Here is a 23,172-nt window from a genome sequence, read left to right as displayed (position 1 = left end):
CGCGACGAGCTAGTAATGGGTGGAGGCTTCAAACCCCTTGGCAGATCCCCTCTTAAGTCTTGCGGTTCATTCAGTTATGGCAGCAGACGGCTGACGAAATTGCCCCAGACCGCTGCTGCTTGGCCGCTGTTGCCATCGGTGGGTTTGCGGGTGTCGTTGCCCAACCAAACCCCAGCCGTTAGGTTGCGGCCAGGCACATAGCCAATAAACCAAAGGTCGGCGCTGTCGTCCGTTGTGCCGGTTTTGCCCACGGCTCCGGGCACCTTGGCGGCCGATCGCCCCGTTCCTTGCACCACAACCCCCCGCAGCAGATCCGTCATGGTCTGGGCCACTTGGGGCGAGAGCACCGGTTGGTTAGCACCGGGCTGATCTGCTTGGGCATCGTACATGACGCGGCAGGTTTGTAGGTTTTGCGGGTCGGTGCAATCGCTGGTGTCCAGAACGCGAGTGATCGCCTTAGCGTGGTTAAAGCGGCCATTGTTGGCCACGGCCGCAAAGGCTCCGGTCATTTGCAGCAAGGTGGCTTCGCTTTCCCCCAGCACGAGGCCGGGAGTTTTGCGCAGGGGGCTGGTGACTCCCAAGCGCTGGGCCAAGCCAATCACCTCATCCAGCCCCACCGCTTCGGCCACCCGCAGGGCGATCGGGTTTTCGGACAGGGCCACGCCGCTGACCATGTTCAGGGAACCACTGCCCGATCGACAGCCTCGAAACCGTTGCCCCATCCAATTCACGGGGGCGCAACTGTAGGCGGTGTTGGGGCTGATGCCTTTTTCCAGGGCGGCCGCATAGGCAAATAGCTTGAAGGTGGAGCCGGGCTGGCGCAGGCCGTTGGCGGCGCGGTTAAATTGGCTGTCTTCAAAGCTGCGGCCGCCACTCATGGCCAGAATGGCCCCATCGGTGGGGTCGATCGCCACGATCGCCCCTTGACTGACTCCGGCCCGGCCGCCCTGGGTATCAATGAACTGTTGCAGGGCCCGATCGGCTTCGGTCTGGGCTGCTAAGTTCAAGCGGGTTTCAATTAAGAAATTGCCTTCGCGGGCCACGCCGGAACCAAAAAGCTGCTCCAATTCCTCAAAAACGTAGTTGAAAAAGTAGGGCGCACGGGTCGATCGCAAAATTTCCCGTGCTCGGGGACTCACCTCCACGCGCGATCGCCGGGCCCGCTTGAACTCCTCCAGGGTGACAGCGCCCTGATCCAACATCCGCTGCAAGACTAAATCTCGCCGTTGCACCGCTGTTTTGTAATTGCGGGCTGGGTTCCAGCGATTGGGGGCCGGCAAAATGCCCACCAACATCGCCGCTTCGCCCAGGTCTAGATCCCGCGCAGATTTTTCAAAATAAAATCGAGCGGCATCCTCAAAGCCGGCCAAGTTGCCGCCCAGGAACACTTGGTTCATGTAGGCCAGCAGCAGCCGATCTTTACCATAGAAACTTTCCAGCTTCAGGGCCACGATCGCCTCTTTGATTTTGCGACCGGCGGAATTATCTGACCCCACATAATCCCGGTAAAGGGTGCGGGCCAGTTGCTGGGAAAGGGTGCTGGCTCCCTGTTGCAATTCCCCTTCCCGCGCGTTCACCACCAAGGCCCGCAAAATCCCGATCGGGTCAACGCCAAAGTGCCAGTAGTAGCGTGCATCCTCCGAAGCCAGCAATGCTTTTTTGAGGTAGGGCGAAAATTCCCCCAGGTTCTTGGCTTCCTGGTGGGCCCGCCGCTCGATCGCCTGGAGCGGTTGCCCATCCCCCGCCACCACAATCACCGGGCCGCGCTGGGCCTGGGGCAGGGGCAAAATCTGAATGCCCTGCCATTGCCAAATCACCGCCAAACTCACCAGCCCGATCGCCCCGGCTAACCCCGACAGTCCATAGCGCAGGACTTGCACCAGCGGCGTTGGCGGATCCACATATTGCAGCCGCACCGAGTCCGCCAGCTCCGGCGGCCCCAACACGACCATTTCCCGGTGGCGCAAAATTTGCCCATTGATCCGTTTTTTGCCGCTGAATGTGCCGTTGGTGGAGTCGCGGTCTTCAATGGCAAAGGTGCTGCCCAAAAAACTGGGAACCCGCCGCAAGCCTGCGTGGGTGGTGCTGACCACGGGGCTGTTGAGGGGGATGTCGTTGGCCTTGCTCGATCGCCCCAAAAGGTAATAGTCCCCCAACAGGGGATAGTCTCGGGGGGCGCTGCCCGCCTCATAGATCACGATGCGGGGCGGGTTGGCATTAGCCGCCAATTTCAGCCGGGCCAATTGCACCCGCGAAAGCTGGGTCACCGTTTGGCGCAGGCGGCCCAGGATGGTTTTGGCGGGTTGAGGCGGAGGCGGCGTAGGATTTGGGCCCATAGGGCGATCGGGATCAAAACGACAGAATGGCCATCATTATTTCAACACGATCCTAGGAAAGCGCGTAGCGATCGCCGGCCACTGTTCACCCATCCTCGGGTCGATCGAGATCATTCCCAGCACCAACGTCCCAACACCCGATCCCAAACGCCAGATCCCAAACGCCAGATCCCAAACATTTCGGAAACTCTCAAAAACTTCCAAAGTTTTCAGAACATTCGGAATTTTCAGCTTTTCGAGAAATTCAAGGTTTTTTAGAGTTGCCGAAATCTTGTCAAGAGAACTTGAGAAACGCAAGGATTTGAAACGAATTCGAGAAAAATTGTTGAGAAACATCGACAACTATGGACGCTCCGATTTAGCCCCCCTTAGGCTGGGGAGATAGTGTTCAATCTGGCAATCCGCAGGCCATCGAATCGAACCATGAACCCACAACGCTATCAGTTTCGCTGCACCCTGACCTTTGGGGACATCTACGGCCAGATCATGGCTTGGTTGATCGTGATTTTCCTGAGCCTGGCCAGCGCGCTCGCCCTGTTGGGAGCCAGCAAGCCCCTGTACGCCCTGTCCATGGTTGGGTTGATTTTGGTGCTATCCTTGCCTTTCCTGTTGTTCGCCTTTGTCACCACCCTGCTGAACCACATTGAATTTGTGGCGGTGGACGCGGCGGCGGACTTGGCCACTGGTGGCGGCTACGAACCCACCCAACCGGCCCAGGCTCTTTAGGACAATTGGGGGGCCTGCCCATGAATGAGTCGCTAAACGAGTTAATTCACGATGTTCTGATCGTGGGGGGCGGGCTGGCCGGCTGTCGGGCAGCCCTGGAAATTGCCCGCCAAAATCCCAAACTCAGCATCGGATTGGTGGCCAAAACCCACCCGATTCGATCGCACTCGGTGGCCGCCCAAGGGGGAATGGCCGCCGTGTTGAACAACGTGGATCCCGAAGACACCTGGCAAGCCCACGCCTTCGATACGGTAAAGGGATCCGACTACCTCGCGGATCAAGACGCGGTGGCCATCCTCACCCAAGAAGCCCCGGAAGTGGTGGTGGACTTGGAACGTTTGGGGGTGTTGTTCTCGCGCCTGGAAGATGGGCGCGTTGCCCAGCGGGCCTTCGGGGGCCATTCCCACCGGCGCACTTGCTACGCGGCTGACAAAACGGGCCATGCCATCTTGCATGAGCTGGTAATGAATCTGAAGCGAATGGGGGTCACGCTCTACGAAGAGTGGTATGTGATGCGCCTGATCGTGGAAGAGGGCGAGGCCAAGGGCCTGGTGATGTTTAATCTGCGGGATTCCCAGCCAGTGCTGGCCCGGGCCCGGGCTGTGATGTTGGCCACGGGGGGCTATGGCCGCGCCTTCAACACCACCTCTAACGATTACGCCTCCACGGGAGACGGGCTGGCCATGGCTGCTCGGGCGGGCATTCCCCTGGAGGATATGGAGTTTGTGCAGTTTCACCCCACGGGGCTTTATCCGGTGGGGGTGTTGGTGTCGGAGGCGGTGCGGGGTGAGGGGGCTTACCTGCGCAATGCGGCGGGCGATCGATTCATGGCGGACTATGCCCCCAGCCGCATGGAGTTGGCTCCTCGGGATATCACTTCCCGGGCGATCGTTAAGGAACTGCTAGCGGGGCGAGGCATTCATCTCGATGGCAGCGCGGGTGGCCCCTTTGTGCATCTGGACTTGCGACATTTGGGCGAAGCAACGATCATGAGCCGCGTTCCCTTTTGTTGGGAAGAGGCCCATCGCCTGCTGGGGGTGAATGCGGTGGAGGAACCGATTCCGGTGCGCCCAACGATTCATTACTCCATGGGCGGTATTCCCACCGATGTGAATGGGCGGGTTCGCAGCAGTAGCACCGGGTTTGTGGAAGCTTGTTTTGCGGCGGGCGAGGCGGCCTGCGTATCGGTGCATGGGGCCAATCGCCTGGGCAGTAATTCCCTATTGGAATGCATTGTGTTTGGCCGGCGCACGGGCCGGGCGATCGCCCAATATTTAGACAGCGGGCGCAAGTTGCCATCCTTGGACGGATCGCGCTACCTGGCGGAAGCCCGGGCCCAACTCCAGACTCTGTTGGGGCATTCAGGGCCAGAGCGGATCGCCCAAGTGCGCCAAGATTTCCAAGACACCATGACCCAATATTGCGGGGTGTTTCGGACAGCGGACTTGATGCAAACGGGGCTGGAAAAGCTGCGGGAAATTGCCCAGCGCATCGAAAATACGAGGCTGGACGATCGGGGAACCTGTTGGAATACGGAACTGATTGAGGCGCTGGAGCTGCGATCGCTCTTTACGGTGGGGCAAACCATTTTGACCGCTGCTGAACGTCGCCAAGAAAGTCGTGGGGCCCACTGCCGTGAGGACTACCCCGATCGCAATGATCAGGACTATCTCAAACATACGCTGGCCTATTGGTCGCCCTCGGGCATTGATTTGCAATATATGCCGGTGACCTTAGGCCTGTTTGAACCCCAGGCTCGCCAGTATTAATCTCCCAATTCATCTCCCAACTCAACCCCTGCTGGGTTCAGTGGCCTTGAAATAATCTGGTTTTGGGTTGGAATTCGCCCCTAGGATTTACATTTGGCTCCTAGGTTGAGGGGAATTTGAATCAAAAACTCAGTTCCTTCACCCACCTGCGAAAAGCATTCCAGTCTGCCCTGGTGTTTTTCCACAACAATTTGGTAACTGATGGACATGCCCATCCCGGTTCCTTTCCCGATCGGCTTGGTGGTGAAAAAGGGGTCAAAAATGCGCCGTTGGATGTCTAGGGGAATGCCGGGGCCATTATCAGCAATGCCTACCACTAGCCATTTAGATCGAGTGCTGGACTTGCTATCACTTAGCGAAGATCCGGTGGGATTGGTGGAGGGCAGTTCTATTTCTTGAATTCGAGTCCGAATCCGAATCCACTGACGCTGGACTTGCAAGTCTTGATAATCGCGGTTAGCGGTGGCTTCCTCAAGGGCATCAATGGCATTGCTCAGAATGTTCATGATCACTTGATTGAATTGACCGGGATAGCACTCGATCGGGGGCAGGTTTCCATATTCGCGAAGGATATCGATCGCGGGGCGATTAGCCTTGGCTTTTAAACGGTGCTTAAGGATTGTGATTGTGCTGTCGATGCCTTCGTGCAAATCTACGGCCTTTAATTCCGCTTCATCCAACCGTGAAAAATTGCGCAGTGATAACACAATCTCGCGAATGCGATCGCTCCCCACTTTCATGGAAGCCAAAATTTTCGTCAAATCTTCCTCTAAAAAATCCAGTTCGATCGCCTCTTGTTCCTCCTGAATTTCTACAACTGGCTCGGGATAGTACTTCGCGTATAACTGCAATAGTCTCAACAAATCCTGAGCGTAGGTACGTACATGCTCCAGATTGCCGTAGATAAAATTCACCGGGTTATTAATTTCATGGGCAACCCCCGCCACTAATTGACCCAAACTGGACATTTTTTCGGACTGCACCAGTTGCAATTGGGTTCTTTGTAATTCACTCAGAGTGCGTTCCAGGCGATCGCGGGCTTCTGTCATGGCGGCCATTTGGGACAGGCTCGTCCAACAGGCGATCGCCACCCCCAAAAATGCCACCGTAATTAACACAATGCTGAACACGGCTCCGTGGCTGCCGAAGGAAAATCGATCCAACCCAGCCCGCGCGAACCAACCAATGCTGACCGCGCCACAAAGCAGCAGAATCAGCACCGTGACCTGAAACACCACCCAATCGCGTTGGATGTTGATGGGCCTTGGGCGGTAGCGGTGACTCCACCAGGCCGGCTGACAGAGGGCGATCGGGCAATTTCCCACCCCCTGGGCCGCCACGCCGACCGCTATGGGCAACAGCAAGCCAATCAGCCAATCTTGCCAGCCCCAAGCCAAGCCACCCACCACAAACACGATCGCCTCCATGACCAAAAACAGCAGCGACCATCGGGGCCAGCGCACTTCCGGGCGTTTCCGTTGCAGCCACAGCCCCAAATGGATGCCCATCATGGCGCTGAGGTAACCCGTCCCGGTAACCATCACCACCCGCGACACATTGCCCCAAGCCAAACAGAGCAAACTCACCCCCAAGGTGAACAACAGGCCCGGCTCCAAAACTCCGCGCGGCGAAACCACCGAAAACAGGGCCGGGAGATGGCGGTCTTGGGCTAACTGGTAAAGCACCCGGGGACAGTTGGAAACGGCCGTGGCGGAACTCAGCAGGCAACCGGAAGCAATCAAAAACGTCACCAGCCCGGGCGTGAGGCTGCCCCAAAATGGCCCCGCCGCCGCCATTAGGTGCAAATAGGCGCTGTCACCTAGCCGGGGAGAAATGGCCAACCGCGCCAACAACCACGACCCCAGGACATAAACAATGGGTAGCGCGATCGCAGCGGCCACCAAGCAATCCAGAGTGCGGCGGGGTTTGCGACTGTCAGCCACAAAAGAGGAAGCCGTTTCACAGCCATAGACCGCATAAATGGCCACAAAAAACCATTTGGCCCAATCTGTGAAATCTAGGTTGAAAGGAATCGGTGCAAACAGCCCTGGACTTTGAGGCGAAAAACTCAACCAACTAAAGCCTTGAAGGCAAAAAACTAATAAGCAGCTAATAGCAGGAATGACAAAAAAGGCATGTAAAATTCCGACGGTTCGGGAGTTGCTGAAGGTGACAATATAAGGCAGCAGGGTGAATAAAATCCGGAAAGCGGTGACTGGACAATCCACCCCCAGCGGTTCCAAGCTGACCTGAATTAGGTCAGTCAAAATGATGGCATTCATGGGCGGAACCGAGACCCAACCCAGCCAATAGCCGATCGCGCTGTAGCGGGCTAAAAATGGGAACTTATGGAGTAACTGAGTGGCATAGTTTGGCGTTCCGCCCGATCGATCTTGGTCATGAACTCCGAGTTGCCTGACTTGCAAATTCAGCAAAGTACCAATCACGGCTCCCGGAATCCAAACCCACAGGGAGCCAATCCCCAAGGCCGCATTCATTGCCGGTGCGGTTCCCAGCCAAAGCAACAAACCGCTGAAACCAAAACCCCAAGTTTCAATGGAACCCAAAGTGCGGGGCAATTTAAATGCAAACCGGGAGGACTGAGACATGGATCACAAAAATTCCGTAGACACTGAAAGTTTTCGCCATTGCAAAAACTGACAAAAGTGAATAAAAGGCGATTTTTAATGCCCTAAATGAAGAATAGTTTATGAACTAATGTGAGCCTTGTGATGTCCCTTTAATGGTAATTAAAAATTAAAAGTGGCTAAAAAATTGTGACTATGGTAACCAAAAAGGTTTATCCAACAGTTCATAAAATAATTTAACTACTCCTTAGTTTAACGCTAATAGATGATTTACTGACAATCAAAGTTTAAACAAAGCTCCAAAATCAGGCCTTAAGTTGATTGAAATCCTCAGCCTTCAAGAGCTTGCTTTGAATCTCCGTATTTTTTGAGACCTGTTTGGTGGTAAAACGCACCTGAATCAGAGAACTGAATTTGAAATGAAGCATTGGTTGAAAGACTGATTAATGGTTCAGTGGTAGTGATGGATAAATGCAAGGGCGCTAGATGTCAACATAAAAAAATGAGGATGAATATCAAAATCACCAATTCTCTACGTTGATGTTTTGGAGCTAATCGCAATCTGTAAAACCTCAATTATTTTAGATATAAATATGATTAGAAGTTGTTTTCTGAAAAATGATTAGTGAGCTGAACATGATCTTAAGATTAGTCAAAATTCATTTTGATTGATGCTTAAGCTGATTGATGTCTTGAGACTCGCTATCAAAACAAAGATTGATTAAAGAAAGAGCTAAATGGGGGGCAACTTGACCTGCCAAGGGAGTTAATCGGCTTAAGACCTCGTAATCAATCGAAAATTGATCACTAATTCGTGATTTGGATTGAATATTCCTAAAAATCTCTGAATTTGTTGAATTTTTGATAGATTTTTGAGAATTTCTATGGATCAATCATCTTGAAAACTCAGTAGCCTTGACTGGGTAACGTCAAAATGATTGTCTGATCGAGGCTATTAGAAAACAAATATTGAGTATCAACCTGCTGGAGCGAGCTGTGCGGCTGAGATGTTGAAACTTTGATATGAGAAATAGAGCTGTGAAATTAGTTAATGATGAAATAGGGTATTGAAAATCTGATCGGTCTGACCTTGTTTTGGGTATTTTTAAGTCAAGTTAACGTAGCGAGTGAATGGTGTTTGAGCCACGACCAATTGCGTTGGCTAGGCTGTGAGAAAAATAGGCATGGAAAACCAAAAGGTTGCCGTGAAATTACTGGGTTATGGGGAGATGGTGAATGCTGAATGAGCAAACCCCAAATACTGAGGTTCGGGCCGAGGGGCGCACAGAAGCAGGCGCGGAGGCACAACCAGTGACAGCAGGGCCGATCGACAATGGGACGGTCACGATCGTGTACAGCGATGAGTTTTTGCTACATGACACGGGCTGGGGCCACCCGGAACGGCCCGATCGCCTGAGGGCAATTGTGGCGGCCTTGCAAACGGCTCCCTTTGCCGATCGGCTCCGTTGGCACAGTCCCCAGTTAGTGCCCGCCAGCGATGCTCCGATCGACCCGCTCACCCAAGCCCTGCGCCGGGCCCACGAACCGGACTATATCAATCACGTGCGATTGCTGGCCAATCGGGGGGGTGGGCAACTGGAGGTTGACACGCCCATTTCTGCCCGGAGCTACGAGGTGGCTCGCTTGGCTGTGCAGGCTTGGTTGGATGGCATGGACGAGGCGATCGCAACGGGACAACCCGTGTTTGTGGCGGCGCGACCACCGGGTCACCATGCCCTGCGCCATCGGGGGATGGGGTTTTGCTTGTTTGCGAATGCGGCGATCACGGCCTTGACGGCCTTGGAGGCGGGCCAGGCACAGCGGGTGGCGATCGTGGATTGGGATGTGCATCACGGCAACGGCACTGAGGCGATCGTGCGAGACCATTCCCAAATTGCCTACTGTTCCATTCACCAATCACCGGCCTATCCGGGCACGGGTCGCCCCGGAGTTGCCGATCAAGATCATCAACTGTTGAATTTGCCCGTGCCCCCGGGAGCCGACGGCAGCACCTATCAGGCCTTGGTTGAGGCGCAATTGTTGCCGTTCTTGCGGAACTTTGATCCCGATTTGTTGATCATTAGCGCGGGGTACGATGCCAATCGAGACGATCCGTTGGCGCAAATCCATCTCCAACCGGAGGATTATGGATGGCTGACGCGATCGCTCCTGGGTATTAGCCGCCGAACGGTGCTGGGGTTGGAGGGTGGCTACGATCTCAACAGTCTGGCGCGATCGGTCTATGAAACGATCCTGGCCTGTCTCTCGTCCTAACGAACAGCCAAGCGCTAGGATATGGCGTAGGGATGCTTGGCCACCCGGAGCGCTGAAAGCTAACCCCGTAGCCTAGAATGGGGGAAGCAGTCGAGCAATCTTGACCCGCTTGCTCGATCGTCAGCCGACAACTCAAGCAAATTGCCATCATGGCCAGCATGGAAGTTGGATTGGGGATCGACTGGGCCAAATTCCCCCGATCCTGTGGTTGTCATTAGCGCTGAATGGTTGCTTGGCAGCGCCAGTGAAGCCACTGCCCCCCAATCAAACTTTGAAACTGCAACTCCACTCAATTGCAGGGGCCAGTTCACCACCTTAGAAGAGGCAAGCTATGCTACACCGCAAGATTTATCAGCTCTGCTGTGACGGACAGGAAGTGTGCATATTCCTGCGCGATCAGCAGCGCTGGATCGAGCGCGCACAAATCCTTGACATTGAAGGCGACCTCGTGACCCTGCGCTACGAAACCGAAGAGGACGACGAAACCTGTGCTTGGGAAGAAATGGTGCGCCTCGAAAGTATCGGTTCGGTGACGCGCAAGCTTGCTTCGGTGTCTCGGCGCAGTGTCTTAGATCTGCCCGTAGCGGAAGAATGCCCGGAAGCGGAGCAAATTCGCAATCACTTGGATAAGAAGGACGCGGACAAGTAGCAGGGCGGGGAGGAAATTGTCTGGGAAATTTCCCGGTTTTTCTGTCCACAGCTAGCCCTAACAATGGGGTTCGATTCCGGTAATTGAATCCAGCCCAATCAAGCTGAGTATCAAGCTGAATAACGAAATGGGAACGGCTGCTAACCAGTCGTTCCCATTTTTTGGGCCCCTCAATTGGTCAGCAAATGGGGGCCTAGTGGGCCGGGCGGGTTTCAGCCGGTGTTTTTGAATGCTGATTTCTGAATGCTGATTTCTGAATGCTGGTTTCTGGTCTGCTCAGTTTCCAGGTCGTGCGGTCAAAAAGACTCTAAGCAAAGGTCATCGGCCTAGGTGTTAGTTGGGAGCAGCACTGGTTGCAGCATTGGGAAACAGTCGATCGCGCCCTTGGTCGATCAGGGTTTGGATGATGGTGCTTTGGCGGGTTTGCTCGAAGACGCGCCGCAGAATGGTGCTCAGGCGATCGGGACTGAGCCAGTTTTCGCCCTCCGGTTGGCCGGCCCATTCCGCTTCCACATGGGCTTGAAACAGTTCCACTAGGCTCAGACCCGCCACTCGGGTTAGGTAGGCCGCACTGAGACCCTGAATTGCACCGCCGGCCAGGTAGGTGAGGGCGCTGGTTTTGAGGGCGGTGGCGATCGCCTGGCTGCCCAGTTCCACCAACCCGAGCTTGAGCATGACTTCCCCGAGGGTTTGGGCGATCGCCTGGGCCCGATCGAGGGAAAACCGTTGCTGATAAATCTGGCCCAAGTCCATCACCAATTGGCCATTAATTGCCGCCGTGGCCAGCAAGTCTAGGCCGGGCAGCGGATTGGCAAAGGCCGTGGCAGCGGCAATCCATTGACTTTGCTCGATCGCTCCGATGGCGCGATCGCGTCGATCGGCTTTGAGGGTGGTTTGCCACTGCTGCGTCATTTGCCGAGTTCGCCGCAGGGTGGTGCGCCACCGCCAGTGATCGCCCTCTGCCATGAGCGTGTTTTGCAAGCCGGTGACCAAGGCTCCCAAGTCCGGCTCCGGCTGCTCCAAGAATTCTTGCACCGTACCATCGGCCGCATGTTTCCGGACTTTGATCGCGGCTGGTGCGGCGGCGGTGGGGATGATGGCGGTGGGGGCTAGTTGCCCATGGAGCCGATGTTGAATGGTGGTTAACACGGTGTCGCGATCGGCGGGCAGGTAGCGATCGGCCTTGTTGAAGACCACGATCGGGGCCTGCTCGTGGGCCAACAGCCATTCCAAAATTTCGTATTCCGTTTCGGTAATGTCGCCCGCTGTCACAAACAGGGCCCGATCGGCCTGGAGGGCCAAGTCCAGCGTGATCGGATCTTGGGTTTCGCCCCCCACAAACAGGCTGGGCAGTTCTCGGTAGTCGATCGCCAGGGCCGCCGCGCCCAAGCTGTTGGCCAACGCCGATTTGCCAACGGCGGGGCCCCCCAGAATCGCCAGGGCCAGGCGCGATCGATCTAAATCTTGGGTCAGGCGATCGAGTTGGGCTTGCCAATCTTGAGCTGCAAAAGTGGGTAGTTCTGCCGCCACCAAATTCAATAGACCCTGGGCCCGCGCGATCGCCCGTTCCGCAGCAGCTCGATCAAGGGTGCTCGGCTCCGTCACCGGGGCCACCGGGAGCGGTCGTCGTCGCGTTAACCACAGGCCCGCGCCCACGGCCACGGCTCCGGCCGGCAGCCAACTGCCCAGCCCATGGAGCGCTTGGTTCAGCACCTCCAGCGCCAACCACACCCCGGCAACCCCCGCACCCAGCAGCCAAAGGGGTTTATCAGTCAGGGATTTGGAGAGGGGCAGCGCCATGAATCTGGCTCCTTTGAAGAAGTAGGCAAGGGGGGAAGGACGGCGGCCATGGCGATCGCGCGGCGGCCGTGCAACCGAATTTTAGCGGACGAGTTTTCCGGTCGTTGCGATCAATTAAGAATCTCTACGTTTCGGGCGCGTTGGGGCCGATCGGGTCGGTGGGTGGGTTCCGGGAGCGGGACGCTGGGCCGATCGGGCCACCACCACCACCGCCGCCACCGTCCAGCCGCCCGCCCGCAGGCTGTTGCTGGCCGCTTGAACCGTGGCCCCGGAGGTGTAGATATCATCCAGCAAAATCACCGATCGGGGGCGTTGTTGCCCCAAACCCGGCCCCAAGGCAAAGGCCCCCTGCACATTGGCTGCCCGATCGCCCTGGCCTAAGCCAAATTGCGCTTGGGTATCCCGAATCCGTTGCAGGCCATTGGGGATCAGACGATGGCCGGTTACATCACAAAAGTGCTTGGCCAACAATTCCGCCTGATTAAAGCCGCGTTTTTGCAGTCGAGCTTCATGGAGCGGAATCGGGATCACCCAAGGGGCCGCTCGATCGAGCTGTTGCCAAGGGGTTGCCATTGCCCGATCGGTTCCTGGTTCCAACCACAGACGACCCAAACCCTGGCCCAAGGTTGCGGCCAGCTTGGGATGACCTTCGTATTTCAGGGCCGCGATCGCCCGTTTTAGGGAGCCGTCATAAAGCCCCCAAGCCAGGAACAGGGGAGCCGACGAAACAAGGGCAGAGGGCAAGCGGCCCCACCGTTGCTCAAGGGGCAGTTGACTGGTGAGCAGGCGACGATCGCAGGCGAGACAGAGGCCTTGATGCTTGGCCGGGCGATCGCATAGCTCACAGGATTGCTGCCAAACCAAATCCGACAGGGCTTCAATCGATCGGCTCACCCAAGATTTCGCCACAGACCACCCCAAACGTTACCCTTGAAATCGGTTTTGAAATCGGTTAATGAATCCATCATCTCGCATAAACATGAAAAGCGTTAATTTCATGATGATCCCAGCCCTTGAATCGATAGCCATCCCGTAGCGATTTCGATCGTTTTCCAGAGCGCCGGACGGCCGTGATATGGTTTGGGCAACTTTTTCGATGGGTTCGATCGCTTGGCTTGGGTTCTGCCCTCGAGCAAAATGCTCTCAAGATGTGCTCAACATCCGGGGCGACGGAATTCGGGGCGGCAAAATTGAAGACAATTCAAGACGATCGAGCAGGGCCACAACAACCAGCCCAACCCAAGCACAGTAGACAAACGCATTGCACGAAGGGGTTTTGATGGTGACGAGTTCCAGTGCAACCCAGGGCAAAACCCACTGGGCGATCGCGATCGGGATTGGTCAATATCCTCTGTTGCCGCCGCTGCCCGAAGCGGAGACCCGTGTGGTCACCGTGGCCCAGGCTTGGCAGAGCCAAACGAGCGGCTCGGCGGGAACCCAATATCGAACCGTGATCTTGAGCGATCGCTCCTTGCCCCTGCTCGATCGCCCCACCTATCCCAATCGCGAAAATCTGGAATATTGGCTGGATTTTGCCGCCACGGAATTGGTGAACCCCGGTGATACCCTTTGGTGTTTGTTCAGTGGCTATGGGGCGAGCCATCGCGATCGGGATTATTTGCTACCCATCGAAGCCAGCCTTGATCGGACGGCAACGGCGGGGATTCCCCTGCGGCGAGTTTGTGAATATTTGAAATTGGCCAGCGATCGGGTTGGCCCTGGTGGGCAAGTGCTGCTGGTTTTGGACTTGAGCCGGCCACCCACCGAAAACCTGGCTCCGGTGGGCGGTGAAATTCCTCTCTTGGCCCAAGAAATGGGGTTGTCGATTTTGTTGGCAGAACCGGGGGCGGGTCGCCAAAGCAGTGGCCTGTTGGCTCCGGCCCTGGCGGCGGCCCTGGGCCAATCCCAGGGGATGAATCTCTATGCCCTCTCGCGGTTTTTGCGGGAAACGACCCGCGCCTTAGCCCAGGAGCAGGGCCAGGTTGCGCCCCAGGTGCAGGTATTTGCCCATCCCCACGAGCGGCTCTATGAAACGGTGGTGGGGCGGATGATGCCAGAGCCGCCGCTCCCGATCGAGTCCTTTGTGGTGTTTCCGGCCAGCGCGCCGGCCTTGGCTGTGGAACCTCCGATCGCCCCCTTGGGAAATGGGTTGCCCAGTGATTCACCGCTTGATCCCCAGCTCGATTACCCAGTCAATCAACCCAACTCACAGCCCAATTCGCAACCTAATTCACAACCCGACCAACCGCCAGAACTGGGCGTGTTTGGGTCAGATCAGGTGCAAAGTCCGGCTTTGGATGATGAGGCGCTCGATCGATTCGCGTCCGCCGCCAATTTGCCTGATGCTTGGGCCACGGAACCCAGTGCCTTTGAGGCGCTGTTTGCCAATGATTGGGTTCCAACGGAAGAGGCACAACCGGGACTGGCCACGCCGAATCCCTTCACATCGGCTGTGGGCGATCGCCCGGCGGAGTCGGCCAACTTGCGGCCCCCAAGTGCGATCGCGCCCGTGCTCCCGATCGAGGCGACGCATTCCAACAGTTCCCCCCCGCCCAACGCCCTGCCGCCGGAACCGATTCCCGAGTCCCAGCGAGATTTGGCCCTGATTGGCCCGCTCACGGCTGGTCTTAGCGCCAGTGACTTGGCCTTTGCACGCCAGTTGGTGACTTGGTTGGGAATTTTGGGAATTGTGCTGTTGGCGGCCGTGGTGGCCCGCAACTATGCGGCCCTGTTTGGAGCCAGCATCACGGCCCCAACGCCCAGCCCGGCCGCCCCTTTTGGAGCGAATATACCCCCCGCTACCCCGCTGCCCGCGCCGGCCAATGGGGCATCGCCCCCCACCGGCTCCCGGACGTTGCCGCCGCCGGAACCTAGCCCTTTGGCGAGTCCCCAGCCCACTCCCGTTGCTCAGTCGGGGTTGCCTAGCCCCAAACCCAGCCCCCCAGTCAGTCCTAGCCCCAGTCCCGCGCCGCCGGCCGCCAGCCCTGCCGGGGTGAACCAATTGAACTTGGCACGGATCCCGATCGGGACGAATCAGGCTTCGGAATTTGGCAAAGCAATTTTGCGGGCCCGAGAAATCAAACCGGGAGATCCGGGCTACGGTCAAGCCCAGCAGGCGATCGACCGCTGGAGCCGGGTCATTTTGGATTTGGCCAAGGGGCGGGCCCTCAATGGCGACTTTGGCGGGGCGATCGCGGCGGCCAAAATTGTTGCGCCCGATCGGGGTGAGGTGTACCAAGAGGCGCGTAGCTCGATCGCCCAATGGCAAACCCTCCAGCAGCAACAGGCCAACAACCGCGCAATTTTGCAAAAAGCCGCCGGCCAAATTCAGCTTAATCAAGCCTCCAGCTATAATCGGGCGATCGACCTGGCCCGCAGCGTGCCCGTGAACCAGCCGGGATATCCCGCCGCCCGCGACCAAATCAATCTTTGGAGCCAAGAAATTCTCAAAATTGCCCAAGGTCGCGCCAATGCCAACCAACTGCCCGCCGCCATCCAAACGGCCAGCCTAGTGCCGCCCAACACGGCGGCCTATGCCAGCGCCCAACAGGCGATCGCCCAATGGAAAAAACGCGCTCCCGCACGCTAATGGATGTTTGGAAGATGCCCTAAAAATATGAAATCGGGAAGGCAGCGATCGCGATACCCCCTAAACAAATCGCGTGAGCTGTACCCGATAGCGATCTTTCTTGGTGGTGGCAATTTCCCCGATCGAGAGGCGGCCCTTGCCCGCCAACACCACCAAATCCCCCGATTTCAGCAAATGGCTGGGACTGGTGATGTCTTTCCAGTTCACCCGCACATCGCCCCCGGAAATTGCTTCCGCCATTTTGCTGCGGGAGATGCCAAACCCGGCGGAGGCGATCGCGTCTAGGCGTAAAGAAGCCTCCACCGTCGTCATTTCCTTTCTCTTGGGTTCACGAACCTTCAGTTCACTGAGGGGAATGGCGCGGGTTTTTACCGGCACTGATCGCACCTGAGTGAGGTTCAGTTCCAAAAACTCCACCACCTCCGGCGCAACCAGGGCTTGGGCCCCGCGTTCCCCCTGCACCAACAAATCGCCCACCTTGTCGCGCACCAGCCCCGTCCCCAACAGGGCCCCCAAAAAGTCCCGATGGGTGGCCGGGTCAAACAAAAAATTCCCGGCAATTTCCAAGGCCGCCACCTCGATCGCGTCTGTGATCAGCGGCAGTTCCGATCGGGCAAAGGCCACCCGCTGCCGTTCCGCTTGGGGATAGCCCCCCCAAGGCATGAACACCACTTCCGCCAAGCCACTGAAGACGGTTTGGATATCGGCAATTTCCGGCGGTGACAGAAAATCGCTCACGGCCGGTTCCCAGGTTTTTAGGCTCTGGTCTGCCAGGTCGATCGCCCGGGCGATCGTTTCTCGGTGGGTTGCACGTTTCAGCAGAGTTTCGCGAGGTAGCACGGTCTTTTTGAAGTCAGCGTTGGAGTCAGCGGATGCGGCAAAAACAGCAAAAACAGCGAATCAAAACCAGCGCAGCCAAGACCGCCTGTTGATTAGCCCTAGCTGTTCAAGCCAATCTTGGGTTAAAAAATACGGTAGCGTTGTCCATACGATTATTAACCCCATCCCATTGCCGTGATGCAAGCCGACGGATTGAACGGTCAAGCAGCCCCAGCGGAAATTGCCCGCTTGCGTGATGAACTGCAAATGCGCGATCGCTTGGTACAGCAGCTTTCGCAGGAACTGTTCCGCTTGGTGAAGGGCAATGCGGGCCTGGTGCCCACCTCCGACCAGCCAGAGCGCCATCAGGCGGAATTGCAGGCCCTGCGCGATCGGGTGCGGGAAGTGGAAGAACAGGTGGGTTTTTATCAAGATCAATTGGCCGATCGAGACGCGGAAATCTACCAATTACGCCAGTCAGTGCAAGAACTGGGCGATCGCAGCCGAATGCTGGAGCAAACGATTCAGGAATTGCCCAACGTCTATCGCTCCAAGTTTGAAGACCGCCTGAGCGCCATCAAAGAGCGCGTGAGCCAACTGCAACAGGAAAACCGCAACCTACAGGCAGAATTGCAAAGCGTCAGCTATCGACTCGCGGTCAGCAGTCGTCGCCCCGGCAGTCTTGACCTCCCCGAATTTGCTGGCGAAACTCCATGACCTGTTTAAGAGTTTGGATCGATCGGGCGGATTTGCTGGCCGCTGGGGATTGGTTGTCGGTGGCGCTCGATCGATTGAAGTCCGTGGCGGTTGACCTACGGCTTGACCCGCAGATCGTTGTGGTGGGTGATGAAACTCCTTTGCCCGGCGGCCCGGGGGCGATCGATTGTCCCCTAACGTTACGAATCCTGGAGGACGATCGCTTTCCGGCGGACTGGGTTCACCGTTCCACCTGGGTGACCTGTGCGGCGGCCGAGAGCTTGCGATCGCGGGTGACGGCGGAATTAGATTGGCCCAACGGCGAGGGTCAGTTGTGGCTACCCCTGATCGTGACCGCCAAGGGGCCTCTGTATGGTGAAGCGATCGCCCTCGATGCGGAATCTGGCTCAGCGGAATCTGGCTCAACGGGTCAGTTCCTTCAGCCCCATCACCTGTCCGATCGCGATCGACAGGCGGCCTATCGGCTGGGCTTTGAGCTAATGAATTGGCTCCGGCTTCCGCCCGGTTTGTATTTGATGCAATTTGGGTTCGATCGCCCGGACAAAGATCCAAATCCCGTCTATTTTGATCGGCTGTTACCTTTCCCGGCGGCCCCCGCGATCGCCAGCATTGGAGTCCAAACGCCCGACCTGTTTGAGTGCCATCTCCGTTGTTTGCTGCATCAGCCGCTCCGGGAAGTCGCTATTCTATAGCCATTGTCGTTAGCTGATTGACGCTTGGGCTGATTGACGATTGGTGCAATTCAGTTCAATTCAATGCAGCTCAATTCAACTCAATTCAACAAACTGCGTCCTAGCCCCGCGAACTGGGCGATCGAGTCCTTCCCAATTCTGGGCAATCGATCGCCAGGTTGAACCTGATCCCATGGCAATTCAACTTTGAACCGTTTTGAGCATCTGTAGCTGGGCTAAGTAGAAACAAATCATGAACGCAGAGGGATTCGTACAACTGAGTTGGGCGATCGGCTCGATCGTCCTGGCCGAAATCGTGCGCGATTTTTATCATGTGGCCGGCCACTATTGGGAACCGCTCCAACGGGCCCACAACATGCACCACAAGGTCTATCGCCGTGACCTAACCATCAGCAGCCTTGATGCCTATTACAAAGCTCAATTGGCCAACGATGCGCCCGAAGCGGCCACCATGGCTTCGGTGGTGGGGCTAACGGCGGCGGTGTCGGGTCAGTGGGGAATGTGGCTGGGTTGCATCTATTCCCTGGGTTTTTTGGCCACGGCGATCGCCCGATCGCGTGGCTACCTGATGGAAACCGACCTAACCCACAAGGCAGGCGACCTGGATAGCAACCCCTCCGTCTGGACGGTGAATCGCACCTACCATTGGCGACACCATTTTGATTCGGGCAATGCCTATTACTGTGGGTCTTTGACGTTTGTGGATAAGCTGCTGGGCACAGCCCTGTCCCTGAAGGGCAAAACAATCGCGATTACCGGGGCATCGGGCAGCATGGGCCGGGCCCTAATTGCCGTGTTGCAAAGCCGAGGGGCGAGGTTGGTGGCCCTGACAACGCGCGAGGGAACCACCTTTGAGGGCAATGTGCGGGTGGTTACTTGGCGATTGGGCGAAGAGGCGGCCCTGCGCGAAACCCTGGCCAATGTGGATATTTTGATCATCAACCATGGGGTGAATCAAGGCGATCGCTCGGCGGCGGCCGTGGCCCAAGCGCTGGAGGTGAACACCCTGTCCGCTTGGCGGTTGATGGAACTATTTTTTGAGACGGTCACCAAGTCGGAACACCGGGCCCTGAAGGAAGTTTGGGTCAACACCTCCGAAGCGGAAGTGAACCCGGCGTTTAGCCCCCTGTATGAGCTATCGAAACGGGCGATCGGGGATTTGATCACCCTGCGGCGCTTGGATGCGCCCTGTGTGGTGCGGAAGCTGATTCTTGGCCCGTTCAAGAGCGATCTCAACCCGATCGGGATTATGTCGGCGGGGTGGGTTGCACGGGCGATCGTGGCCCTGGCGGAACGGGATGTGCGCAACATCATCGTGACGATCAATCCCTTGACCTATCTGCTCTTTCCGATCAAAGAGTTGGCAAAATCGCTCTACTTCCGTGCCTTCGCCAAGCCCGATCGCGCCTAGGTTGCTGCTTGAAAACCCCCATCTAGCCTGATCGCCAACTGATGGCCAAATGCTGGCCGGGTCGATCGCCCCCGTTCACCCAATCGGCATGATTGGGGCTAAAGGGTAGGGTCAGGAAGCCGCTTTGGTGCATTGGTAGTGGCGTAAACGATAGCCTGTGGGTCGGCGGCGTTCCTTCGCTCGCTTGCACCCATAGGCTTCCAAGTCCAAGGCGGGCGACAGGTCAACTGTCCACAGGTCGAAGGGGCGGGCCTGCTGCTGAATCACTTGGGCTAAGGGAGCCTGGGCATCGGCCCGATCGCTCGCCTCTTGCAGCATTAAAAATTGCGGGGCGAATTTGGGCGAATTTGGGGACTGGGCCGGGCGCTGATGGGTTGGTGGAGCTTGTCGTCGTTGCCACTCGTAGGCGATCGCCACCGTGCCGCGAATTTCGGCATAGGTTTCAATGTGACTGACGAGCAAGGGGGTATGGGTCGATCGCCCTTCGATTTGATCCCACAGCCGATCGACCTGCCGCGACTTCAAAAAGCCCCAATTGTTGGCCACCGCCAAGCTCCCCAACAGACTGACGACCAGGATCGCGACCATGGCCGATCGCCCCGACCCCTGCCACCGCCCGATCGAAAGGGGAGCGCGATCGGCCGATCGCTGACCCAGGGCCAACCCCACCCCCAAAACCACCAGTGGGAAATGCACGAACTGGTATCGGGGAGCAACGCTGAGGTCACCCCGATCGCTGTAAATCGACAGCAGCATGAGCACCAACGGCCCCACGATCCCAATGCTGATTGCCCACCACAGCGGCGCAGGACGGGCCAAACCCGATCGCCAAATGGGCCCAATCATCCGCAGCAGCAATCCCAAAACGGCCAACAGGGCGATCGCGCTGCCCAGGATTACCGGCAGGGGCTGCTGTTCCACCGGCAGCAACACCACCATGGTTGCCAACCAAGCCAGTAACCGCAGGGGCGGCAAGAACCATTCCGCCGGACTCAGATCCTCCCGAATCCAAGCGGTGAGTTCACTTTCGGAGGCTCCCGCCATGGCCGGCAACCAAGCGGCCGCCAGGGCGATTTGGGCCAGCGCAATCACCCCCATCACCCGCCAGGGCCGTCCCCGAAGGATTGACCACCCCTGTGATCGCCCTTGGCTCCAAGCTAACCAACCGATCGCCAGCCCCTGGGCCGCAATCCCCAACAGACAAAAATAGTGAGTGGCCAGGCTGAGGCCATTCCCCAGCACCCAGGCAATTCCCAAGCCCCAACCGGGCGATCGCCCCTGCTGCAACCGATGAACGGCTCCGAAGGTGGCGGCCCAAGTGCCGATCGCCCACAGAATCGCTAGGGTGTAGTGCCGGGCCTCTTGGGCCATGGCCACCCCATAGGGCGACAGGGCTAACAGGGCCGCCACCCCGTGGGCCATCCAAAGGGCAGACACAGGCCGATCGGTGGGCTGTGGGGTTGCTGCGCCGTCTTGGGGGGGAACCAGGTGACCCGCCAGCCATTGGGCAAGCCAGAATCCGGCGGGAATTGCCAAACAACCCAACAGGGCACTGAGCGATCGCGCCGTGGCCAAGTCCACCAAACCACCTGCCGGGGTGAGCGCCCTCAGCCAGCCATGCATCAACCCAAAAAAGAGGGGCGGATGGGTGCTTTGGGCCGCTAAACGGGCGATCGTTTCATCCAGCCCCACGGTGGGCTGCACTCGCAAGGGTTCCAAGAGTTCCGCCAAGCTGACCAGCCGATCGAGCGGCAAATGATCAAACCCGTTGCCCAGCCCGAACCCGATCGAGGCCACTTCAATGCTGGATGGCGGTTTGCCCCCCAAATTCCAAAACCGCACCAGGGCCCCCAGCAATGTCCATCCCAGGACGGCCCAACCCGATCGCCAAAAAGCAACCTGTCCGATCGCCCCGAGCCTGGTTGAGGAGCCTTGCGGGCCGCGCCATTTGCCAATCATGGCTGCTGAGGATCCTGGGGATCCCGTCGATCGCTCAAGTTTTGATTGCTCAGGGTTCGATCGCCCAGAGTTCGATCGCCCAAATCGAGCAGCAAGGAAAATTTCCCCGACCAGGATCCCAAATGCACCAACAACGCCCACAAAAACAGGGTGGTTCCCAGCATTTCCGCCACCTCTTCCACCACCGTCAGTAGGGCATAGGTCAGGTTTTGTTGCCCCTGATCGGCGGAATAGGCTCCGCCCACCATCTCCATCAGCAACGCCCCCGAAACATACAAACAGCCCGCCAACAGCGATCGACCGCGTAACTTGGGGGGGAGCTGTCGCCAAAAGGGCCAAAATCGCCAAGCCCCCCAACCCACGGCGATCGCCGCCGGAATCACCCAAATTTGCTTCAAAAAGCCCGGTAACCCTGCCCATTTCGCCAAATCGGGCAAGATCAAAATTTCATGGATGCTGAACCACTCATCCAGGGCCAAAAAGGTGAAAATGCCACCCAACAGCCGCCAGGAGGGGGCCCAGCGATCGCCCAAGGCGGCCGCTCGCTGGCCGATCGCCCGGAGCAACAGGGCACAGCCCCCTAACAAACCCGTGGAAAACAACGAGGGCAGGTTGTATTCCCGATCGAGGTTAAACAGCCTTGTCCAGCCTTCGCGATAGCCAAAGGCATATTTCGCCACCTGCACCGCCGTTCCCGCCAGGGTCAACAGCACCACCGCGACCAACAACCAACCCAGCACCCGCCGCGCCGACAGGGCAACTTTCAACTCCATTACCGCATATCGCCCGATCGCGACCAGAGAGGGCCCCCAATTATAGGCAAGTGCGTTATGGTTGCGGCTCCAGGGTCATTTCTAAGTTACCGGTCATCAGGGCCGTGCCCACGCCGGGTAACCCTTCCATTTCCGATCGCACCTTCAGGGACAAATTCGATTGGGTGGGAACCACGCGGTTGAAGTTCATCTGAATTTGACCCGAACCATTGGCCTGATACGACCGTAGGGAAGGGGCTTGCTCCGGGGCCAGGCCGGGAATGGTGAGTTTTTGGGGTGGAGCCGTCTGCTCAGCGGTCACGTTCAACACCACCCGATCGGGCGTGATTTCCACCACCTGATAAACCGCTCGCTGCTGAATTCGCAGCCCCCCGGATTCAATTTCCGTGACACTTTGCCAGCGCCCTCCCACCCCGATCGGTTCGGCGGGAAATTCGATGTTGCTGTTGCGAATCGATTCGGTCATTTGGCCAAGGCTGGCCTGCAAAGGGGCCGAAAGCTCGCCGTCCGCCAGCACATTCACCTTCGACAGTTTTCCCCGATCGTCCCCCTCCACCTGAATTTGAATTCGCTCCAGTTCTCGGGCGGTGCTGTCCATGGCCTGCTGCACGAAGGACATTTCCGGCGGCGCAATCATTTCGATCTTGGGATAGCGCAGGGTGTAGCTCACTTGGCCATCGCTGGCCACCTGGTTGATGGTGATTTCCGTCAGCAGGCGCATTTCCGGTACGGGCATCGGCATCGGCTGTTGGCCCGCCAGGGTCAGTTGCATTTGGCTTTTCATCACCAATAACGATCGCTGCTGATCGCCCTGTTGAAGGCGCAATCGCAAGGACTGCCGATCGCCCTGACCCGTTTCTAGCAGGGTGATTTGCGGTGGGGCAATTTGTGTTTGCAGCGTCATTTCCGAGCGAGCGGAGCCGGTGCTCTCTGGGGCGGTGGGGGTGTTTGCCCAGGTGGCGGGAGCGGTGATCGGCGCGATCGCCATCAACAATCCCAGCGCACGTCCTTGCCAGCGCGATCGAGCCATGGTGTTTTTCCTGGTGTGAAATTTTGATTGGAATGATTTG

General features: G+C 57.5%; 17 protein-coding genes. 8 read left to right on the top strand and 9 right to left on the bottom strand.

Annotated elements, in window-relative coordinates; translation table 11 throughout:
- Positions 1 to 74: 74 nt before the first annotated feature.
- Together H6G52_RS08870 and H6G52_RS08865 are read right to left on the bottom strand one after the other, a co-directional pair.
- Complete coding sequence (locus H6G52_RS08870) at positions 75 to 2,336, bottom strand: transglycosylase domain-containing protein (protein ID WP_190527807.1); 2,262 nt, start codon at positions 2,334 to 2,336, stop codon at positions 75 to 77.
- Positions 2,337 to 2,372: 36 nt separating this feature from the next.
- Positions 2,373 to 2,678, bottom strand: a complete 306-nt coding sequence (locus H6G52_RS08865) for a hypothetical protein (protein ID WP_190527805.1) — start codon at positions 2,676 to 2,678, stop codon at positions 2,373 to 2,375.
- An 81-nt stretch (positions 2,679 to 2,759) separates the two neighbouring features.
- On the opposite strand from H6G52_RS08865, the gene H6G52_RS08860 reads away from it, so the two are divergent.
- Positions 2,760 to 3,062, top strand: coding sequence for a hypothetical protein (locus H6G52_RS08860; protein WP_099532790.1), 303 nt, complete (start codon positions 2,760 to 2,762; stop codon positions 3,060 to 3,062).
- A 20-nt stretch (positions 3,063 to 3,082) separates the two neighbouring features.
- Positions 3,083 to 4,831 carry a succinate dehydrogenase/fumarate reductase flavoprotein subunit gene (locus H6G52_RS08855; RefSeq protein WP_190527803.1) on the top strand — a complete coding sequence of 583 codons (1,749 nt, stop codon included), beginning with the start codon at positions 3,083 to 3,085 and terminating at the stop codon, positions 4,829 to 4,831.
- A gap of 80 nt (positions 4,832 to 4,911) precedes the next feature.
- Here the strand turns inward: H6G52_RS08855 and H6G52_RS08850 are convergent, their stop codons facing one another.
- Complete coding sequence (locus H6G52_RS08850) at positions 4,912 to 7,440, bottom strand: amino acid permease (protein WP_190527801.1); 2,529 nt, start codon at positions 7,438 to 7,440, stop codon at positions 4,912 to 4,914.
- 1,290 nt (positions 7,441 to 8,730) lie between these two features.
- On the opposite strand from H6G52_RS08850, the gene H6G52_RS08845 reads away from it, so the two are divergent.
- Together H6G52_RS08845 and H6G52_RS08840 are read left to right on the top strand one after the other, a co-directional pair.
- Positions 8,731 to 9,693, top strand: coding sequence for a histone deacetylase family protein (locus H6G52_RS08845; protein WP_370567685.1), 963 nt, complete (start codon positions 8,731 to 8,733; stop codon positions 9,691 to 9,693).
- 331 nt (positions 9,694 to 10,024) lie between these two features.
- Complete coding sequence (locus H6G52_RS08840) at positions 10,025 to 10,342, top strand: DUF6679 family protein (RefSeq protein WP_190527797.1); 318 nt, start codon at positions 10,025 to 10,027, stop codon at positions 10,340 to 10,342.
- Between the two features lie 333 nt (positions 10,343 to 10,675).
- Here H6G52_RS08840 and H6G52_RS08835 read toward each other — a convergent pair whose 3' ends face one another.
- Positions 10,676 to 12,142, bottom strand: a complete 1,467-nt coding sequence (locus tag H6G52_RS08835; RefSeq protein WP_190527795.1) for a DUF697 domain-containing protein — start codon at positions 12,140 to 12,142, stop codon at positions 10,676 to 10,678.
- A gap of 114 nt (positions 12,143 to 12,256) precedes the next feature.
- Entirely contained in the window at positions 12,257 to 13,051 is a 795-nt protein-coding gene (locus tag H6G52_RS08830) for a ComF family protein (protein ID WP_190353752.1), read from the bottom strand.
- Between the two features lie 370 nt (positions 13,052 to 13,421).
- Between H6G52_RS08830 and H6G52_RS18770 the strand changes: the two genes are divergently transcribed.
- Complete coding sequence (locus H6G52_RS18770) at positions 13,422 to 15,731, top strand: hypothetical protein (RefSeq protein WP_190527793.1); 2,310 nt, start codon at positions 13,422 to 13,424, stop codon at positions 15,729 to 15,731.
- Positions 15,732 to 15,791: 60 nt separating this feature from the next.
- Here H6G52_RS18770 and H6G52_RS08820 read toward each other — a convergent pair whose 3' ends face one another.
- Positions 15,792 to 16,571 (bottom strand): photosystem II S4 domain protein, encoded by a 780-nt coding sequence (locus H6G52_RS08820; RefSeq protein WP_190527791.1) that lies wholly within the window; start codon positions 16,569 to 16,571, stop codon positions 15,792 to 15,794.
- 177 nt (positions 16,572 to 16,748) lie between these two features.
- Between H6G52_RS08820 and H6G52_RS08815 the strand changes: the two genes are divergently transcribed.
- The 3 genes from H6G52_RS08815 to H6G52_RS08805 all read left to right on the top strand — a co-directional run bounded on the left by H6G52_RS08815 (position 16,749) and on the right by H6G52_RS08805 (position 19,370).
- Positions 16,749 to 17,267 carry an Npun_F5560 family protein gene (locus tag H6G52_RS08815; protein ID WP_099532763.1) on the top strand — a complete coding sequence of 173 codons (519 nt, stop codon included), beginning with the start codon at positions 16,749 to 16,751 and terminating at the stop codon, positions 17,265 to 17,267.
- Positions 17,264 to 17,959, top strand: coding sequence for a hypothetical protein (locus H6G52_RS08810; RefSeq protein WP_099532762.1), 696 nt, complete (start codon positions 17,264 to 17,266; stop codon positions 17,957 to 17,959). The genes H6G52_RS08815 and H6G52_RS08810 overlap by 4 nt, the downstream gene beginning before the upstream one ends.
- Before the next feature lie 232 nt (positions 17,960 to 18,191).
- Positions 18,192 to 19,370: a bifunctional sterol desaturase/short chain dehydrogenase gene (locus H6G52_RS08805; RefSeq protein WP_190527789.1), complete on the top strand. Its 1,179-nt coding sequence runs from the start codon at positions 18,192 to 18,194 to the stop codon at positions 19,368 to 19,370.
- A 111-nt stretch (positions 19,371 to 19,481) separates the two neighbouring features.
- Here the strand turns inward: H6G52_RS08805 and H6G52_RS08800 are convergent, their stop codons facing one another.
- The 3 genes from H6G52_RS08800 to H6G52_RS08790 are packed head-to-tail and all read right to left on the bottom strand — an operon-like array spanning position 19,482 to position 23,132.
- Complete coding sequence (locus H6G52_RS08800) at positions 19,482 to 21,329, bottom strand: hypothetical protein (RefSeq protein ID WP_190527787.1); 1,848 nt, start codon at positions 21,327 to 21,329, stop codon at positions 19,482 to 19,484.
- Positions 21,326 to 22,102, bottom strand: a complete 777-nt coding sequence (locus tag H6G52_RS08795) for a hypothetical protein (RefSeq protein WP_190353748.1) — start codon at positions 22,100 to 22,102, stop codon at positions 21,326 to 21,328. The genes H6G52_RS08800 and H6G52_RS08795 overlap by 4 nt, the downstream gene beginning before the upstream one ends.
- Before the next feature lie 55 nt (positions 22,103 to 22,157).
- A complete protein-coding gene (locus H6G52_RS08790) occupies positions 22,158 to 23,132 on the bottom strand; it encodes a hypothetical protein (RefSeq protein ID WP_190527785.1) in 975 nt (324 codons plus the stop codon).
- Positions 23,133 to 23,172: the final 40 nt, after the last annotated feature.

Origin of the sequence: Limnothrix sp. FACHB-881 (assembly GCF_014698135.1) — a bacterium.
GTDB lineage: Bacteria > Cyanobacteriota > Cyanobacteriia > CACIAM-69d > CACIAM-69d > CACIAM-69d.
The sequence above is the reverse complement of the archived record's forward strand: the minus strand, read 5'-3'. Positions and strand labels throughout refer to the sequence as shown.

Bases quoted from the DNA above. Each gene is read 5' to 3' on its own strand.
- H6G52_RS08870 (WP_190527807.1), bottom strand. From the start codon at position 2,336: ATGGGCCCAAATCCTACGCCGCCTCCGCCTCAACCCGCCAAAACCATC.
- H6G52_RS08860 (WP_099532790.1), top strand. From the start codon at position 2,760: ATGAACCCACAACGCTATCAGTTTCGCTGCACCCTGACCTTTGGGGAC.
- H6G52_RS08855 (WP_190527803.1), top strand. From the start codon at position 3,083: ATGAATGAGTCGCTAAACGAGTTAATTCACGATGTTCTGATCGTGGGG.
- H6G52_RS08850 (WP_190527801.1), bottom strand. From the start codon at position 7,440: ATGTCTCAGTCCTCCCGGTTTGCATTTAAATTGCCCCGCACTTTGGGT.
- H6G52_RS08840 (WP_190527797.1), top strand. From the start codon at position 10,025: ATGCTACACCGCAAGATTTATCAGCTCTGCTGTGACGGACAGGAAGTG.
- H6G52_RS08835 (WP_190527795.1), bottom strand. From the start codon at position 12,142: ATGGCGCTGCCCCTCTCCAAATCCCTGACTGATAAACCCCTTTGGCTG.
- H6G52_RS18770 (WP_190527793.1), top strand. From the start codon at position 13,422: ATGGTGACGAGTTCCAGTGCAACCCAGGGCAAAACCCACTGGGCGATC.
- H6G52_RS08815 (WP_099532763.1), top strand. From the start codon at position 16,749: ATGCAAGCCGACGGATTGAACGGTCAAGCAGCCCCAGCGGAAATTGCC.
- H6G52_RS08810 (WP_099532762.1), top strand. From the start codon at position 17,264: ATGACCTGTTTAAGAGTTTGGATCGATCGGGCGGATTTGCTGGCCGCT.
- H6G52_RS08805 (WP_190527789.1), top strand. From the start codon at position 18,192: ATGAACGCAGAGGGATTCGTACAACTGAGTTGGGCGATCGGCTCGATC.
- H6G52_RS08800 (WP_190527787.1), bottom strand. From the start codon at position 21,329: ATGATTGGCAAATGGCGCGGCCCGCAAGGCTCCTCAACCAGGCTCGGG.
- H6G52_RS08795 (WP_190353748.1), bottom strand. From the start codon at position 22,102: ATGGAGTTGAAAGTTGCCCTGTCGGCGCGGCGGGTGCTGGGTTGGTTG.
- H6G52_RS08790 (WP_190527785.1), bottom strand. From the start codon at position 23,132: ATGGCTCGATCGCGCTGGCAAGGACGTGCGCTGGGATTGTTGATGGCG.